At 72.1% G+C, this 16526-nt stretch carries 18 protein-coding genes; 6 read left to right on the top strand and 12 right to left on the bottom strand.

Features of this window, described 5'->3' with window-relative positions; all coding sequences use genetic code 11:
• Positions 1-7 precede the first annotated feature (7 nt).
• The 7 genes from ABGA98_RS40085 to ABGA98_RS40055 all read right to left on the bottom strand — a co-directional run bounded on the left by ABGA98_RS40085 (position 8) and on the right by ABGA98_RS40055 (position 7454).
• Positions 8-892, bottom strand: a complete 885-nt coding sequence (locus ABGA98_RS40085; RefSeq protein WP_347623697.1) for a pentapeptide repeat-containing protein — start codon at positions 890-892, stop codon at positions 8-10.
• A 46-nt stretch (positions 893-938) separates the two neighbouring features.
• Entirely contained in the window at positions 939-1721 is a 783-nt protein-coding gene (locus tag ABGA98_RS40080) for a GNAT family N-acetyltransferase (RefSeq protein WP_347623696.1), read from the bottom strand.
• 42 nt (positions 1722-1763) lie between these two features.
• A complete protein-coding gene (uppS, locus tag ABGA98_RS40075) occupies positions 1764-2483 on the bottom strand; it encodes a polyprenyl diphosphate synthase (RefSeq protein ID WP_347623808.1) in 720 nt (239 codons plus the stop codon).
• A gap of 43 nt (positions 2484-2526) precedes the next feature.
• Positions 2527-3483, bottom strand: a complete 957-nt coding sequence (gene sigJ, locus ABGA98_RS40070) for an RNA polymerase sigma factor SigJ (RefSeq protein WP_347623695.1) — start codon at positions 3481-3483, stop codon at positions 2527-2529.
• Between the two features lie 297 nt (positions 3484-3780).
• Positions 3781-4968 carry a serine hydrolase domain-containing protein gene (locus tag ABGA98_RS40065; protein ID WP_347623694.1) on the bottom strand — a complete coding sequence of 396 codons (1188 nt, stop codon included), beginning with the start codon at positions 4966-4968 and terminating at the stop codon, positions 3781-3783.
• Positions 4969-5308: 340 nt separating this feature from the next.
• Positions 5309-6739, bottom strand: coding sequence for a S41 family peptidase (locus tag ABGA98_RS40060; RefSeq protein ID WP_347623693.1), 1431 nt, complete (start codon positions 6737-6739; stop codon positions 5309-5311).
• Between the two features lie 214 nt (positions 6740-6953).
• Positions 6954-7454 carry a hypothetical protein gene (locus ABGA98_RS40055; RefSeq protein WP_347623692.1) on the bottom strand — a complete coding sequence of 167 codons (501 nt, stop codon included), beginning with the start codon at positions 7452-7454 and terminating at the stop codon, positions 6954-6956.
• A gap of 138 nt (positions 7455-7592) precedes the next feature.
• Here ABGA98_RS40055 and ABGA98_RS40050 point away from each other — a divergent pair, with 138 nt between their 5' ends.
• Positions 7593-8453, top strand: a complete 861-nt coding sequence (locus tag ABGA98_RS40050) for an alpha/beta fold hydrolase (RefSeq protein ID WP_347623691.1) — start codon at positions 7593-7595, stop codon at positions 8451-8453.
• A gap of 58 nt (positions 8454-8511) precedes the next feature.
• Here ABGA98_RS40050 and ABGA98_RS40045 read toward each other — a convergent pair whose 3' ends face one another.
• Positions 8512-9756, bottom strand: coding sequence for an MFS transporter (locus ABGA98_RS40045; RefSeq protein ID WP_347623690.1), 1245 nt, complete (start codon positions 9754-9756; stop codon positions 8512-8514).
• A gap of 61 nt (positions 9757-9817) precedes the next feature.
• Between ABGA98_RS40045 and ABGA98_RS40040 the strand changes: the two genes are divergently transcribed.
• The 4 genes from ABGA98_RS40040 (at position 9818) to ABGA98_RS40025 (ending at position 12465) form a co-directional block, all read left to right on the top strand.
• Positions 9818-10189 carry a MerR family transcriptional regulator gene (locus tag ABGA98_RS40040; protein ID WP_347623689.1) on the top strand — a complete coding sequence of 124 codons (372 nt, stop codon included), beginning with the start codon at positions 9818-9820 and terminating at the stop codon, positions 10187-10189.
• Between the two features lie 199 nt (positions 10190-10388).
• A complete protein-coding gene (locus ABGA98_RS40035; RefSeq protein WP_347623688.1) occupies positions 10389-10697 on the top strand; it encodes a hypothetical protein in 309 nt (102 codons plus the stop codon).
• A 99-nt stretch (positions 10698-10796) separates the two neighbouring features.
• Entirely contained in the window at positions 10797-11639 is an 843-nt protein-coding gene (locus ABGA98_RS40030) for an LLM class flavin-dependent oxidoreductase (protein WP_347623687.1), read from the top strand.
• A gap of 46 nt (positions 11640-11685) precedes the next feature.
• Complete coding sequence (locus ABGA98_RS40025) at positions 11686-12465, top strand: TetR/AcrR family transcriptional regulator C-terminal domain-containing protein (protein WP_347623807.1); 780 nt, start codon at positions 11686-11688, stop codon at positions 12463-12465.
• A 21-nt stretch (positions 12466-12486) separates the two neighbouring features.
• Here ABGA98_RS40025 and ABGA98_RS40020 read toward each other — a convergent pair whose 3' ends face one another.
• Positions 12487-12849: a DUF4180 domain-containing protein gene (locus ABGA98_RS40020; protein ID WP_347623686.1), complete on the bottom strand. Its 363-nt coding sequence runs from the start codon at positions 12847-12849 to the stop codon at positions 12487-12489.
• 49 nt (positions 12850-12898) lie between these two features.
• The gene (locus tag ABGA98_RS40015) at positions 12899-13300 is read right to left on the bottom strand and encodes a helix-turn-helix domain-containing protein (protein WP_347623685.1); all 402 of its coding nucleotides are present in this window, start codon (positions 13298-13300) and stop codon (positions 12899-12901) included.
• Positions 13301-13482: 182 nt separating this feature from the next.
• Here ABGA98_RS40015 and ABGA98_RS40010 point away from each other — a divergent pair, with 182 nt between their 5' ends.
• Positions 13483-14271, top strand: coding sequence for a hypothetical protein (locus ABGA98_RS40010; protein WP_347623684.1), 789 nt, complete (start codon positions 13483-13485; stop codon positions 14269-14271).
• Positions 14272-14327: 56 nt separating this feature from the next.
• On the opposite strand, the gene ABGA98_RS40005 is transcribed toward ABGA98_RS40010, so the two are convergent.
• Together ABGA98_RS40005 and ABGA98_RS40000 are read right to left on the bottom strand one after the other, a co-directional pair.
• Positions 14328-15671: a 6-phospho-beta-glucosidase gene (locus ABGA98_RS40005; RefSeq protein ID WP_347623683.1), complete on the bottom strand. Its 1344-nt coding sequence runs from the start codon at positions 15669-15671 to the stop codon at positions 14328-14330.
• A gap of 10 nt (positions 15672-15681) precedes the next feature.
• A complete protein-coding gene (locus ABGA98_RS40000; RefSeq protein ID WP_347623682.1) occupies positions 15682-16434 on the bottom strand; it encodes a DeoR/GlpR family DNA-binding transcription regulator in 753 nt (250 codons plus the stop codon).
• Between the last annotated feature and the right edge of the window lie 92 nt (positions 16435-16526).

Genomic DNA, 16526 nt, shown 5'->3' with positions numbered 1-16526 from the left:
GCGGTGGTCAGCGGCGGCGGCCGGCGCCGCGCGCTCTTCCTCCGCCCCTTGCGCGAGGCCGGGACGGCCGGTCCTGCGGGGCGGACCAGTGCGCCGGGCGGGTGAGCGCGGCGGGCAGGCGGGTCGCCCGGTCGCCCCTGGCGGAGTCGATCTGGGGCTGGGTGAGGAAGAGGGCGCCGTCGAGGTCGGCTCCCGACAGGTCGGCCCCGCGCAGGTCGGCCCCGATGAGGTCGGCCTGGCGCAGGTCGGCTCCCCTCAGGTCGGCCCCGATCAAGTACGCACCGCGCAGGCTGGCCGCGCGCAGGTCGGCGCCGCTCAGGCGGGCGCCGATCAGGTCGGCTCCCCGGTGATCCTTGCCCGCGCGCCCCGCCCTGACCAGCTCGCTGACCCGCAGCAGCAGCGTGTTGACGCGCACCCGCTCCGCCTCCACGTCGACCTTCTCCAGCTCGCCGGCGCTGCGCAGGGTGAGGCGCTCGGTCGCGGCGAGGGCCTCGGCCAGCTCCGCGTGCACGGGCCGGGCGGCGTCGAGCGCCAGCGCCTCCGCCAGATACCACAGCAGCTCGTGCAGCTGCCGCATGACCGGGAACACGGAGTACATCAGCCGGGCCGTGCCGGGCGCCTCCCGCCAGCTCGTGCCCTCGAACGTGACCTGCGAGACCTTCTGCCCCGCCCCGAAGCAGTCGAAGACCGTGCAGCCGGCGAAGCCGCTCTGCCTGAGCCGGTCGTGGATGGAGCAGCGGAAGTCGTCGCGCAGATTGTGGCAGGGCTGCCCGGCGTCCTTGTCGGCGGCGAAGTCGGCCGAGGCCGAGAACGGCAGCGCCACGCAGCACAACCCGAAGCAGCTCTCGCAGTCGGCCAGCAGGCCGAGCTCGCGCGGGTTCGTTCCGGGCACGTGCAGGTCTCCTCACAGGTGACGGGGTGCGGCCCACCCACCCTAGTCAAGGATGCGTGTACGGCGTCGTGGTGGTGAGCGCGGCGAACCCCAGCCGCTCCAGGATGGGACGGCTCTGGCTGGACGCGTCCACCTGCAGGTAGGGGTGGCCGAGCGCGACCGCCTCGCGGGCACGCCAGGCGACCAGCGCGCGGTAGACGCCCCGCCCGCGCCATCCGGGCACGGTGCCGCCGCCCCACAGCCCGGCGAAGCCGGTGCCGGGATACAGGTCCAGCCGGGCGGCGCTGACGGGCTCGTCGCCGGCCAGGGCGAGCACGGCGTTGAGCGTGCCGGCCGCGAGCCGGTCGAGGAGCTGCCGCCTGAAGTGGTCGCCGTCGCGCTCCCCGACGTGGCCGAAAGCGCGCTCGTGCACGCCGGCCATCAGCTCCACGCCGTCCGCACCGGTCACCGGGACCAGGCGTACGCCCTCCGGCTCGGCGGGCGGGCCCGCTGCTATCGCGGCGGACTCGGCCACCATGACCGTCTCCTGCGGCTCGGCGGTGAACCCGGCTGCCAGCAACCGGTCGCCGAGGTCGGCGGGGAGGTCGTGGGCGTACAGCTTCCACTCGAACGCCAGCCCCAGCGACCCGAAGTGCCGCACCTGCCCCGCGATCGCCGCGTCCGCGTCCCGCTCGTCGAGGCCGGACCACAACACGCCGTTCCAGCCGTGCGCGGGGCCGGTCTGGCGCACCACGCCGCCCGCCCGCTCGACCCGCATTCCCGGCCCGTCGGGGCGGGCCTCCCGCCGCAGTTGCCGGTCGAACAGGGCCAGCACGTCGTCATGTTTCACGCGGACACCTCAGCATTCCCCGGACGTGCCGGGCAACCGGTTTTACCCGCCGTAACGCCGCTGCCGGGCGGCGAAACTCCGCAGCGCGCGCAGGAAGTCGATCTCGCGGAAGGCGGGCCAGTACGCCTCGCAGAAGTACAGCTCGGAGTAGGCCGACTGCCAGAGCAGGAAGTTCGACATGCGCTGCTCGCCGCTGGTGCGGATCACCAGGTCGGGGTCGGGCTGCCCGGCGGTGTACAGGTGCGGGGCGATGTCGTCGACGGTCAGCGTCGAGGCCAGCTCCACCATGGACTGCCCCGACTCGGCCCGCTCGTACAGCAGCTCGCGCAGGGCGTCGACGACCTCCTGGCGGCCGCCGTACCCGATGGCCAGGGTGAGGTGGAAGCCGGTGGCGCACGTGCGGGTCGCCTCCACGGCGCTCTTGAGGGCGCGGGCCGTGGTGTCGGGCAACATGTCGAGCATTCCGGCGACGTGGACCTGCCACCGGGCGTCGGGCCGGTCGAGCTGCTCGGCGACCATGCGTTCGATGACACCCAGCAGGGAGGCCACCTCCTCGTCGCCGCGGCGCTGGAGGTTCTCCGTCGAGCAGAGGAACACGGTCAGATGGTTGATGCCCAGCCCTTCGCACCACGCCATGACGTCGGCGATGTGCTCGGCGCCGGCTTTGTGGCCGAGGCCCGGATGCGCCAGGCCCTTCTGCTTGGCCCAGCGCCGGTTGCCGTCGATGATCAGGCCGACGTGGCCCGGGAGCGGGCCCGCCATGACCTGCCGGCGCAGGCGCCGGGCGTAAAAGGCGTGAAGGAGGTCAGTCGTCTGCACCCTCACAGGATGGCGTGCCCGGACGGTCGGTATCGGATCTTTCCGGATTTCGGTCGGTGATCCGTACCAGCTTGTCGGGGTTGGTGACGGCGTAGATGCCGGCCACCTGCTCACCGTCGGGGGTCAGGTCCAGCACCATCATGCCGAACGGCGCGTCGCCGTCGAACAGCACGGCCGACGGGTCGCCGTTGATCTCCCGGTAACGCACGTCCAGCCCTTCCGGCACGCGCCCGGGGCCCGCGGCCAGGAGCCTGGCCACCTTGTCGCGGCCGCGGACGGGACGCAGGCGGGCGGGCGCGGGAGCCTTGCCTCCTCCGTCCGACCACAACGTCACGTCGGGGGCCAGCAGCCGCAGCAGCGCCGCCAGGTCGCCGCCGAACACCGCCGCCAGGAACTTCTCCGTGGCCCTGCGCCGCACCCCGGGGTCGACGTCGTAGCGGGGGCGCCGGGCGTGGACGTGCTCGCGGGCGCGGTGGGCGAGCTGGCGCACGGCCGCCGGCGTGCGCCCGAGGATCCCGGCGATCTCGGTGTGGGCGTAGCCGAACACCTCGTGCAGCAGGAACACGACGCGTTCGAGCGGGGTGAGCGACTGGAGCACCACGAACAGGCCCATCGACACCGACTCGGCCCGCACCGCGGGGCCGGCCGCGTCCTCGCCCTCGGTGACGAACGGCTCGGGCAGCCACGGGCCGACGTACTCCTCGCGCCGCCTGCTGATGCTCGCCTGGCGGGCCAGCGCCGCGTTGACCGCGATCCGCACCAGGTAGGCGCGCGGGCTGGCGACCTGCTCACCGGCGGACGGCGCGCTCCGCCTGGCCCAGGACAACCACGTCTCCTGCAGCACGTCCTCCGCGTCGGCGACGCTGCCGAGCATGTTGTAGACGATGGAGAACAGCAGCTCACGGTGGTCGATGAAGACCTGCGTGGCCTGCTCGTCGGACATCGCGGCGTTCCTCCCGGCGCGGCTTGCGGCTGTCACGGACATAGAGCCCGTACGCCCCGCGAGTGTGACATCGGCGCCGCGAATGTGACCGGCCTCCCTCCGGCACGCGGGCGGGGGGCGGTTCCGGCCCTCGCCGCTCCCCCATCCCGCGACGAGCCCTCGAAGAGACCCGAGTCCTCATCCCGGGCGCCATCGACAAGGGAATGACCGAGGCGGCGAAAGTCTTCGGCGTGGGTCGCTCAACCATCTTCGGCTGGCTCCGGTTGCGCAAGGAATCCGGCCCGCTCGCACTCGCAGTCAGGATGCCGCCGGGACGTGAACCCGCTCTGACCGACTGTTACTCGGCTCGGTGACGAGCCGGCGTTCCAACTGGACGATGGGCTTGGAGTGCGCGCTGCCGTGATTTCCGAGGATCACCGACACGCAGTCCAGATCGGGATAGACGTTGTAGCTGTCGCCCACTCCCTTGCCACCGCCGGTGTGGCCGTAAATACGCTGGAAATTGTAGATGCTGGTCGCGAATCCATAGCCGTAGTGCGTGCACTGCAGCAGCGGATCCGGCTCCTCCTCGGGGGCCACATCCGGCTCCTTACCACTGGTGGCCAGCTCGGCGAACGAGTGCCTGAGCAGCTTGCCGTCCTCTCGCAACGCCATCACGAACTTCAGCAGTTCCCGAGCGGTGGAGAAGCAGCCGCCGGCCGGCAGACCGATGAACGGGAATTCGTCACTCGTCGTGAAATCGAAAGGCTCGCCCTTGTTCGGGGTCGCGTAGTTGTGGGCGATGTCGTCCGCGGCCAGCACCTCCGGCCTGGTGTAGAAATCCGTGCGCTCCATCCCGGCCGGAGCGAACACGTGCTCACGCACGTAGTCGTAGTAATTCTGCCCCGACACCTCGGCCACGATCGCACCGAGCACCGTGAACCCGTCATTGCTGTACTGCCAATCCGTCCCCGGAGTGAACCGCGGCTCCTGCGCACGGATGGCCTTCAGGGTGCCCTCCCACACCTCCTCGACCGAGTCCCACGCCTGCTCCACCGGATCGGGCGGCCGGACAGGGGGCCGGCCGACACCCGAGGTGTGCGTCAGCAACTGGTGAACGGTCGCCGTCTTGGCCACCGCGGCAGGGAACCCGCCCAGGTAGGTGCCCAGCTTCTCCCTCAAGTCCACCTTGCCCTGCTCAACCAGCTGCAACAGCGCCGTGGCCGTGAAGGACTTGCCGATCGAGGCGAGATTGAACAGAGTGTCGGTCCGGTTGCGGATCGACTTTCCCTTGTCGGCCATGCCGTACGCCCGCTCCAGCACCGGCTTGCCGCCGTACGCCACCAGAATGGTGCCGGAGAACTTATCGGCACCGGCCTGCTTGGCGACGTACTGGTCATATTCCCCGCCAGGGCGCATCGCCTTCGGCCCCCTGGCACGCCTCGACGACTCAGCGGATGCCGGACCTGTACCCGCCATCACGGCACCAGCCGCCGCGACCGGCACGGCCCCCATCAAACCCAGCACCGACCGCCGGGACGCCCCTGACCGTTGACCCTCCATGACAATGCCTCCTCATACACAACCGATGCGATGTCTCCCAACGCCAGCAGGGCCGCAATCGGTTGGAGTGCTGTCGCTCTGACCATTCGGAGGAGATTCAACAGAACAGCGTGTTTCGCCCGCGTTACCGCCCTGGGCGTGGCCCTTTCCTGGCCAGAGAGGCGGCGAACTATTACATCCGGGTGTGAAGTTGCCAATTGCGCCCGGCCAGGCGATCTTCTCCCAAGCGTTTGCTCATCTGTTGGCGCGGCTGCCCGCGGGTGCGGTGCCCAAGCAGGTGGCCTTATGGCACCAGAGTGAGCGCCTTGGCCAGAGCGGGATCGCGGCCTGCGGCCAGATCGGCGGGGGTCATCGGGGCCTGGTAATCGGCGGGGACGCCGATGGTGTTGATCAATTCCCGGTTGGGGCCGAAGTGGTGGACTGACGGCAGCTGCAGCGCACTGCCGTCGTTCAGCGAGTACGTGATTCCCGCGCCGGCCACCCAGCCCGCAGTCCGGGTGCCGACCAGCGGGGCGATGTCATGCCACTTGGCGGCGGCGCTGAAGTCGTCGCAGGCAGAGACACAGGCGCGGTCGACCAGCACGACGAGGGGGAGACCGAGCAAGGGAACGCTGTCGTCGGTGCGCGTGGGGACGCACTCGTCGTGGACGTCGCAGTGGTAGTTGATGATCTTGTCGTGGGCGAATGCGCCGAGCAGCCTGGGGACCTCCGTCCCTCCTCCGCCGATGTTCCCTCGCAGATCCAGGACAAGCCCGCGGAGCTCTTTGTCCTCACGCAGCCGTTGCACCGCCGCCAGCGTGTCGTCGGCCGAGCCCTGGTAGAACCCGGGGAGTTCGACGTAACCGATGTCGCCGTCCAACCGCTTGGCCGACGCCTCCAGCGAAGGCGGATCGAAAGGTCCAGGCTCGATCGACACCGTACGCTCGCGTCCGCTCGTCGGCTCTTTCAGCTTGAGCCGTACCGGCTCGCCGTCGGTAGCGTTCAGCCGGTTGATGACGCCCGTGGAAAGCAGCCCGCCGAGGAAGGGCGGCGCGCCGTCGACTGAGACGATCACGTCGCCGGGACGCACGCCCTCCTTGGCAGCCGGGCTGTTCTCGACCACGTCGGTCACGAACAGCGGCTCGGTGGCGGCCGGGTCGAGGTTCTCCCTGCGCGCTCCCGACACCGTGATGCCGAGTCCGCCTGCCTCCCCGCCCGGCTCAGGGCGCACCCACTTCGTGTGGTTGCTGTCGAGGCTGGTGACCATGCCGTTCATCACCGCCGCGGCGAGCGCCTGCTGTGTGTCGGCGTCAGCCTCTATCTGCTCGTAGACGTCGCTGAACGCCTGCCAGTCGCGGTCGCGGTCCCCGCTCATGGGTGGCGTGGTGGCGTCCGATTGGTCCATGCCGCGCCGGTGGAGCTCCTGGGTGAAAGCGGCGAAGGCGGCGGCCACCAGGTCCCGGTGGTCCATTACCGGGCCCGCGTAGAAGCGGGTGAGGATGCAGTCGTAGGCCTGCTTCAGCGTCTCAGGCGTAGTGGGCTTGAGGTCCTGCGACGGGCGCCCGGGGGTGCATGCCTCCGCCTGGACGGCGGCTGCCTGGGCCGGTTGGCTCGCGGCGAGGCCCGACGCCGGCACGGCCCAGCCCGAGAGCAGCAGAGCGCTCGCCACGCCGGCCGACGCCACGGCGCCGCGCCGTGTCCCGGACATCCTCCGGATGCGTTGTGTGATCTTCATGGCCGGTATCATCACGGTAGGCGTGTTTCCGGGACGTTTCGGTTTCTGGCGAACACCTGACTGGGCACCGCTATCGTGCACGCCCCGCAAGGAGGCTCTCCCACAGTCGTTCGGCTTCGGCGACCCGGACCCACAGGCTTTCGGTGACGCGATCGCCTATTGCCGACTGCACCGTCCGGCGAATGTGAGCCAAGTGTCCCCTCTCCGTCCGGTGTCACCGTTCCTGGACGCCTCCGATCTTCTGATGGCAGGCCGGGGCGCGGCCACCGCTTTTCGCCCGGTGCCCCCCGAGCGGCCGCCGCGCGTGGTGCCTGCGGCGTACGTCACGCGTGGCCAGGAACAGCAGCACCGCCCACACGGCGCAGTAGGCGCCGAAGACCGCGCCCCCGCGATCGGTCACCAGCGCGCCACCCGTCATCCCCACGGCGCCCACGGCGGCGATCGCCGTGCAGACCCCGTGCGCCCAGAGCACCACCAGGTACGGCAGGCGCCCCGTGAACCGGATCCGCCCCGCCAGCAGGATCGCCATGATCACCACCCCGGACGCCACGTTGCCCCACTGCGCCACTGCCACCTCGCCGGGGCCGTAGGCGAGGTAGCTGTCCGGCGACACCTGTGGCCCGCCGGTGACGCCCAGCTTGCCCTCCAGGGCGTAGACGACCTTCGACGCCACGTACAGACCCGTCCATGCGACGCCCGCCATCACGATTCTCATGGCACCGACTCTGCCGACGGGGCCGCCGCCGGGGCTCCCCCGCCAGGGGGACGGGCCTCCCCCTGAGGAACCGTTCGGCGGCTGTGCCCACGGCGAACGGCCGCGCCCGCTCAGCCGGCCCGCGGTAGCGTCCCCGGCATGGTGACGATCGGCGGCGTTGAGATCGCCTGCGAAGAGGCCGGCCCCGAGGAGCCGGCGGGCACCGTGGTCCTGGCGCACGCGGGGGTGGCCGACATGCGCATGTGGGACCACCAGTTCGCGGCGCTGTCGCGGCGCCACCGCGTGGTCCGCTACGACTGGCGCGGCCACGGCCGGTCAGGCGACGCCGAGGGCGAGGTCTGCCATCACGAGGACCTGCTCGCCGTCATGGACGCCATGAAGATCGAGCAGGCGGCCCTGATCGGCTGCTCGATGGGCGGCGCGTACGCCGTGGAGGCCGCGCTCGCCGCCCCTGAGCGGGTCGCCGCGCTCGCCCTGATCAGCTCGGGCCTGGCCGGTCACCGGTGGCCGCGGGCGATGCTCGATCAGGCCCGCGACCGCGTGCACGCCTCGGTGCCGCCCGACCGGCTGGCCCGCTACCGCGCCGGCGCCGCGGGCCACGTCGACCCCGCCGACGTGCGCGCGATGGCCGAGGCTCACACGCTGTGGCAGGTCGCCGGCCCGGACCGCGGTCGTGATGCCCTCTCCGACGAGGTGTGGGCGGCGGCGGTGGAGATGTGCGAGCTGGTGTTCCGACGGTCGTGGTCCGGCCCCAGGTCAGCCGAACGCCACCTCGACCCGCCCGCGGCCACCCGCCTGCCCGAGATCGCCGTGCCTGCCCTGGTGGTCAACGGCCTGTCGGACGTGCCCGGCATCCAGGAGGTGTCCGGCCTGCTCGCGGAGGGCATCCCCGGGGCCCGCCGCCTCGACCTGCCGGACACGGGCCATCTGGCCCCGCTGGAGCGGCCGGCGGAGGTGACCGCGGCCCTGACGACGTTCCTCTCCGAGGTCTTCACCTGACGCGCCCGTTCACCCGCTCCGGGCGGCCTCGGCAACTCACGCGCCGCCGTCGACCCGCTCACGGGCGACCTGCTGCCCCACCTGTCGCACGAGGAACGCGAACGCGTCGAGCCCCTGGCCAGGCACGGTCTCCAGCGGCCCGGCGGCCGGGGAAGGCGTGCCGGCGCGCCGCGAGCACGATCGCCAGGGCGACCGCCACCAGCGGCAGGGCCGTCCACGGCAGCGCGCCCGCGCCGGCGCCCTCAAGCACCAGCCCGCCGGCCAGCGACCCGCCCGCGATGCCGGCGTTGTACACCGTGGTCTGCATGGAGGTGGCCACATCGGCGTTCTCCGACCCTGACGCGTTCACCAGCGCCGTCTGCAGCAGCGTCGGCACGCCTCCGAAGGCCGCGCCCCACAGCGCCACCGCCGCCAGGGAGACCGGCCCCCCGAGCGCGCCCAGCACGACCATCGCCCCCGCCACCACGGCCAGCACCACCACGAGCGTCACGCGCAGGGCCCGGTCGATGACCGCGCCCACCACCCAGATTCCCACGACCGTCCCCACGCCGAACACCAGCAGCACCGCGCTCGTCCGCCCGGCCCCGGTCAGCGCGGCGAGCGGCGCCAGGTACGTGTACACCGCCTGGTGCGCCACCAGCACCAGCACCGTCACCCCCAGCACCGTCGCGACCCCGGGGACGGCGGCGACCCGCCGCAACGGCACGCGTCCGGCCGCCGTCTCGCCGGGGAAACCGGGGACCGTGGCCAGCACCCACCCCACCAGGACGACCGCCGCGACGGCCAGCGCGCCGAACGCGGCCCGCCATCCGAACGTCCCGGCCAGCGCCGCACCCGCCGGGATGCCCGCGCACAACGCCACCGTGATCCCGGCGGAGACGATCGCGATCGCCCGCCCCCGCCGCTCGGGCGGCACCATCCGGGCGGCGTAACCGACCAGCATCGCCCACAGGATCCCGCCCATCGCCCCGGCCAGCACCCGGACCCCGAACGTCACCGCGTACGACGAGGACAGCGCGGTCGCCGCGTTGCAGGCGGCGAACCCCACCAGCGTCCCCACCAGCACCGGCCGCCGGGCGAAGCGCCGCAACAGCGCCGTCAGCGGGATCGCCGCCAGGAACGACGCCACCGCGTACGCCGTCACCAGGAACCCGGCCCGCCCTTCCGGCACCTCCAGCGCCGCTCCGATCTGCGGCAGCAGCCCGGCGGGCAGCAACTCCGTCATCACCGCCGTGAACGCCGCCGCGAACAACGCGAGCAGTCCCGGCCACGGCATTCTCCCGTCGCGCACCCCATCAGCCATGGGACTAGGCTGAAACCTTCACATCAGTGTGAAGGCAAATCCCAGCGGACCGAGGCCTGCCATGAGAATCGGGGAGCTCTCCCGGCGCACCGGCGTCCACACGCGCATGCTGCGCTACTACGAGGAGCAGGACCTCCTCCACCCGGAACGCGCGGACAACGGCTACCGCGTCTACCCGCCCTCGGCCGTGCACCGGGTCCAGCAGATCCGCGGCCTGCTCGACTCGGGGCTCACGACGGAGATCATCCGCCGCATCCTCCCGTTCCTCGACGGGCCGGGCGGGATCCACCTGCACCCGCAATGCCTCACGCCCGAGCTCGCCGGCCTCCTGGAGGCCGAGGCGGAGCGCATCCAGCAGCGTATCGACTGCCTCGCCCGTAACCGCGACGCCATCTGGGCCTACCTGGCCGCCGTACGCGATCTGCGGACATGATCCCGCCGCCCGCCTTCCGCCGGGTTCCGCGTGCAGGCCGAAGGCGACCCGTGGCCGCTGCTGTGCTATCCGCGGGCGGTCAGACCGTAGTCCTGCGCGGCCACCCTGTTGATCAGAAAAGCGCGTGGCGCTCCGCGCCCTCACAAGATCGCTACGTATAGTGATGGCCGATGACACTTCGTGATTACAGGGGGAGATCATGAGAAGTACCCTCATCGCCACCGGCGGTGCACTGGCCGCGGCGGCCGTGGTGTTCGGGGCCGGCGCGGCCGCCGCCGACTCCGGCCGGCACCCGCACCACTGTGACCTCGCGGTGAACGAAGACTCGACCTACCACCACGTGACGCATCACGGAAGGTTCGCCGGCACCCGCGACATCGACGCCTGCGCTCCGGGCCACGGGCACGGGCACGGGCACGGGCACGGGCACGGGCACGGGCACGGGCACGGGCACGGCAAGCCGCACCATAGCGATCGCAGCTGGGTGTTCGACTGGCTCAGCCGCTGACATCCCGCGACCCGCCCGGTCCCGGCCCTCCGCGGGGGTGCCGGGACCACGGCTTCTCCGCCGCGCCCTCCGGTCGTCCGCGTTCGGTAGCCTGGCCCGGTGCGACTTGGCGTGAACGTGCCCAACTTCGGCCCCGGCACCGACCCCGGCATCCTGCGGCGGTGGGCGCAGACCGCCGAAGGGCTGGGGTTCGACCTGCTGATGGTGTCCGACCACGTGGTGATCACCCCCGACGTGGCGCAGAAATATCCGGCGCCCTTCTACGAGCCCTTCACCACCCTCGCCTGGCTCGCCGGGTGCACCAGCCGCATCGCCCTCGGCACGACCGTGCTGATCGTCCCCTACCGGCACCCGCTGCTCGTGGCCCGCATGGCGGCCAACCTCAACGACCTCAGCGGCGGGCGGCTGGTGCTGGGTGTCGGCGTCGGGTGGGCGCGGCAGGAGTTCGAGGCGCTCGGCGTGGCGCACGAGCGGCGCGGCCGGCTGACCGACGAACATCTCGCGGCGATCCGCGCCGCCTGGGCCGCCGAGCACGACTACCGCTCCGGCGCCATACCGATCTGGGTGGGCGGCAACAGCGACGCGGCGCTGCGCAGGGCGGCACGGTTCGGCGAGGCCTGGCACCCGCTCAAGAACACCATGTCCTACCTGCGGGAGACGTGGCCGCGGCTGGAAGACCTCGCCGCCGAGCAGGGACGGCCGGCGCCCGACCTGGCGCCCAGGATTCTGCTGCGGGTCACCGCGTCGCCCGTCACGGGCCCCGACCGGCTCGCGGGTGAGGGCACGATCGAGCAGATCGCCGACGACCTCGAGCAACTGCGCCTGCTCGGTGCGGAGACCGTCGTCCTCGACCCCTTCTCCGGCGACCCGGACGAGACACTCCACCCGGAGGCGGCCTGGGAGATGATCGCCGCGGTGGCCGCCCGCAGAGGCGCCCGCTGATAGCCTTTATGGCGTAAAGAGTTTGTTCCGCGTGGGGAGTTCCGCGTTGGTCGTCTTCGCCGGGCAGGGTGACGCACGCCGTTCGATGGCACTGCTGTGGCGCACGGGAGGGCCGGGAGAGGTGCGGCCCGGCCCCAAGCCGGGGCTGAGCGTCGACGCGATCGTCGACGCCGCCATCGCCGTGGCCGACAGCGAGGGCATGGCGGCGCTGTCCATGCGCAGGGTCGGCGAGCGGCTCGGCCGCACCGGGATGGCGCTCTACACCTACGTGCCGAGCAAGGGCGAGCTGGTCGACCTGATGTACGACCGGGCCCTGGCGGAGGTGCCCACCGGGCACGACCTGAGCGGCGGGTGGCGGGCGGCCGTCACGTCGTGGGCCGAGCACGTGCTGGCGTTCTACCTGCGGCATCCGTGGGTGCTGCAGGTGTCGCAGGCGCGGCCGGTGCTGGGGCCCAACGAGTTCGCGGTGCTGGAGGGCCTGGTCCGGATCCTGCGCGAGACCGGCCTGCGGCCGCGCCGGTTGCGGGGGGTCGTGGCGCTGCTGTCCGACTTCGTCCGAGGTGCGGCGAGGACGGTCTCCGAGTCGCGGCAGGCGCCGTCGGCGACCGGGGTGTCCGACGAGGAGTGGTGGCAGGCCCGCTCGTCGCTGCTGGAGGAGGTGGCGCCCGGGTTCGCCGCCCGGTTCCCCATGGTGACGTGGGTGGAGTCGGAGGACGACGAGCCCGCGACGGACGAGCCCTACCTCGAACACCGGGTCGGCGAGACGTTCGCCGTCGGCCTGGCCGTGCTCCTCGACGGCATCGAGGCGGCCGTCAAGTCCGGCTGAGCCCCGGCCGGCCCGCTCGCCTCAGCGCGGATCGGCGGGGTCGTCCCGGCCCGACCGCCGTTCCGCCAGCTCGTCGAGGTCGCGTACGAACCAGATGTGCTCGCCCCGGTTCGACTCGGTCACCCACGCCTCCAGCGCGGAGCCGGGAGGGGCGTGACGCGAGACGTCGCCGACCACCGCCAGGCCGATCCGGTAGTTGACGAACTTCTGCGCGAACTCTCCCGCGACACCGCTGCGCAGGACGAAGAAGTCGTCGTGCAGGCGCTCCATGGGGACGGCCACCCAGGTGGCCTGCCGCCCCCAGGCCTCGCCGATCAGGTCGAGCGCGTCGCGGGCCTCGCGCAGGGGCTCGCCGTGCGGGTCGCAGACGTACAGGTCGGGCATGGTGGTCTCCAGACGGTGATCCGGTCAGTGATCGGGTTCGGCGGCGAGGTCATTCGCGCACGAGGGCGTCGACGATCCGCAACACCTGGGCGGTCTCCTCGAGCCCGCCCAGAACGATGATCTTCAAGTGGGAGCGCTCCTCGTCGTGGACGAACTCCACGCGCAGCCCGCGTGGCTCGCCGGCCAGGGCGCCCAGGACCATCGTGCTGACGCGATCCATGTCGGCCCTGGCGATGCCGTCGATCTGCACGATGCTCGACACCTCGGCGCGGCGCGCGGGAGCGGGCGCGGCGACCGGCAGGCCGGTGAACGCCGCCAGGTCCTCCTTGGTGATGCGGTACTGCTTGCCGATCCGGACGGCGGGCAGCCGTCCGGATCGCACGTAGTTACGCACGGTCTTGACGTGCAGCCCCAGCTGGGCCGCCACCTGCTCCACGGTGTAATGCTCCATAACACTCCCTATTATGGGGCATGAAAGGGAGTGGCAGGGATGTTCAGAACCTGAACGACGCCCGTCGCACCTATGCGCTGTCTCACGGATCAGTTCTCTGCGGCACCCCCGACTAAAGTCAACATTCCTACGTGCCGAACGGCAGATGTGGCGGCCTCCCCCCGCGCGCCAGGCTTCCTGGCATGCCACCGATCACCATCGCTCCCACGTCGGTTCACCCCAACGCCTGGTTTCCCGGGCGCTTCCTCGGAGGCGGCGCCCTGGTGCTCGGGCCGCTCCTGTGGTTCGCCGGGTTGACGCTGCGCCACCTGGCGCAGAGCACGGCGGAGTTCACGCCGCGGCAGCGGGCGTACTTCGCCACGCAGCCGTTCGCCGCGCCTGAGCAGCTGGCCGCCTACACCGTGAACCCGGGGCTGGCCACGGCCGGGTACGCCTGCTACACGGCGGGAGCCATCGTGTTGTGCCTGGCCATCGTCGTCCTGGCCCGGGTGGCCGCTGCCCGATCGCCCTGGACGGCCCGCGTGGGCGGCGCGATGGTGGTCGTGGGACTGTTCTCGCGCCTGTACTGGGCGGGTGTGGACGAGACGGCCCTGCAGCTCATCGGGACGCTCGGGCTGGAGCGCACCACCGAGATCGTGATGGACCTGTACGCGGACATCTCCTACGGGCCCTGGCGCGTGCCGGTTTCGGCGGCCTTCGGCCTCTACATCGGGACACTGCTGCTCGGTCTGGCCGCATTCCGCTCGGGCACGTTCGGCACCGGGCGGCTGGTGTTGTTCCTGTTCTCGGGCTGGTTGTGGACCGGTGTGCTGAAGAGGAGCGAGCTGATCGACGGGGTTCTGTCAGGCGCGGCCCTGTGCCTGGTGCTCGTGCCGCTCGGGATCAAGGTGCTGCGCGATGCCGTGCCGGAGCTGCGCACGCGAGCCGAGCCCGCCGGGGACTGGGCCCCGTTGCGGGTGCTCAGCTGGTGACAGGCCCTTCCTGTGTCCTGGTGAGTGAGTCGCCGCGCGTCAGAGGCCCGCGCGGATCAGGGCCGGGAGAAGACCGCGTCCAGCTCCGGGATGCGGGCCCGGTAGCCGTCGAGCAGGTCGCGGGCCACCCCCGCCGAGTCGACCAGCGGATGCAGCGCGAACGCCGCCGCCGCCAGCCGCGGCGACCCCGACAGCGCCGCCTCGATGGCCGTCTGCTCCACCGCCTTCACCTGCTGGACCAGGCCGAGGAAGCGGCCGGGGAGCGGGCCGGCGGCCAGCGGCCGCACTCCTCCGCCGCCCACCGCGCACGGGATCTCCACGACCGCCTCGGCGGGCAGCCCGGGCACCGCGCCGCCGTTGCGCACGTTGAGGATCATGGTGGACGGCTCCCCGCGCGCGATGGCGGCCATGAGGGCGAGCGCGATGCCTTCGTAGCCGCCCGCCTCCAGGTCGGCGGCGTCGCGCTCGCCGGCCGCGGTCACGTCACGGGCCTCGGCCATGTACGACTCGTCGCGCTCCCTGCGTGCCCTCTCCCATGCGGCCAGGGCGTCGCCCGGCCGGGCCCGCACGGCCGCGTAGAAGTCGTCCTGCTGCCGCAGCAGGGTCTCGCCGCGGGTGCGGCCGGAGATCGCGGCGACCGACTCGCGGGTGAAGTAGTAGTAGTACAGGTATTCGTTGGGGATCGCGCCCAGCGTGCGCACCCAGTCGGCGCCGAAGACGCGGGCCTCCTCCACCTGCCGCAGCGCCGCGTCGTCGGCGAGCAGGCGGGGCAGGACGTCCTCCCCCTGGTGGGTCAGGCCGCACAGCCAGCCGAGGTGGTTGAGCCCCACGTACGCGGGCGACACGCGTGCCGGGTCGACCCCGAGCGCGGCGGCGGCCCGGCGCACCAGCCCGATCGGCGAGTCGCAGATGCCGATCACGCGGTCGCCGAGCACCTGGCGCATGGCCTCGGTGATCATGCCAGCGGGGTTGGTGAAGTTGATGACCCAGGCCTGGGGGGCGAGGGCGGCCACCCGCTCGGCCACCCGCACCGCGACGGGGACGGTGCGCAGGCCGTAGGCGATGCCGCCCGGGCCGGTCGTCTCCTGGCCGAGCAGGCCCAGCTCCAGAGCGACCCGCTCGTCGGCGACGCGGCCCGCCAGCCCGCCGACGCGGATGGCGGAGAAGACGAAGTCCGCGTCGCGCAGCGCGGTGTCCAGGTCGGTGGTGACGCGCACCTCGGGCGGGTCGTCGTGCCCGGCGGCCTGGGAGCGCAGCACGTGCCGGACGGCCTCGAGCCGCTCGGCGGACACGTCGTGGAGCACCACCTCCTCCACGCGCGGCTTGGCGGCGTCGCGCAGGAGCGCGCCATAGACGAGCGGGACCCTGAAGCCTCCGCCGCCGAGGACGGCCAGTCTCATCCGCACCCCTTCATGTGAGAAGCACCTGGGCGCCCGCGGCGACGCAGGCGCCCAGCGTCGTCTCGTCGGCGCCCTCATTGGTGACGATCACGTCGATGTCCTCGGGCCCGCACACCCGCAGGGCGCCGGTGCCGGGGAACTTGTGCCGGTCGACGAGCAGCACCACCTGCTCGGCCGCCGCGATCATGGCGCGCTTCAGCGGGACCTCGGCCAGCGTGGTGTCGACGAGCTGCCCGTCGGGCCGCACCCCGCTGGCTCCCAGGAACACCCGGTCGGCGACGACCTGGCTGAGCGCCGCCTCGGTGAGCACCCCGACCAGCGAGTGGTACGTCCTGCGCACCATGCCGCCGAGCAGCAGCAGCTCGACCGCGGAATCGGAGCGGAGCGCGTCGAGCACGGCCAGGCTGGAGGTGACCACCGTGACCCGCCGGCCGCGCAGCCGCCGGGCCAGCCGCATCGTCGTGGTGCCGATGTCGAGCAGCAGCACCTCGCCGTCGGCGACGAGTTGCGCGGCCCGGGCGGCCACGGCCTCCTTGTCCTGCTCGTCGACCCCGGCCACCTCGGCGAAGGGCCGGTCGTCGTCGGCGTCGGCCAGGGCGCCGCCGCGGACCCGCCTGAGCGTGCCGTCGCGGTCGAGCACCTCCAGGTCCCTGCGGATGGTGGACGGGCTCACGCCGAGCTGGCTGGCGAGATCGCGGACGCTGGTCGCGCCGGAGAGCCGGACCCTTCGCATGATCTCGGCATGCCGGAGGCGCTGAAGCACGGCGCGAGTCTATCAGTCAAATCCGCGCAAGAGTGAGCATCACTGCGCAAAAACACCGGCAAAGCACTTGAAGTACGCGAGCAAACATGCAA

Source organism: Nonomuraea sp. B1E8, from assembly GCF_039871515.1.
GTDB lineage: Bacteria > Actinomycetota > Actinomycetes > Streptosporangiales > Streptosporangiaceae > Nonomuraea.
This window is presented reverse-complemented; position numbering and strand designations above follow the sequence as displayed.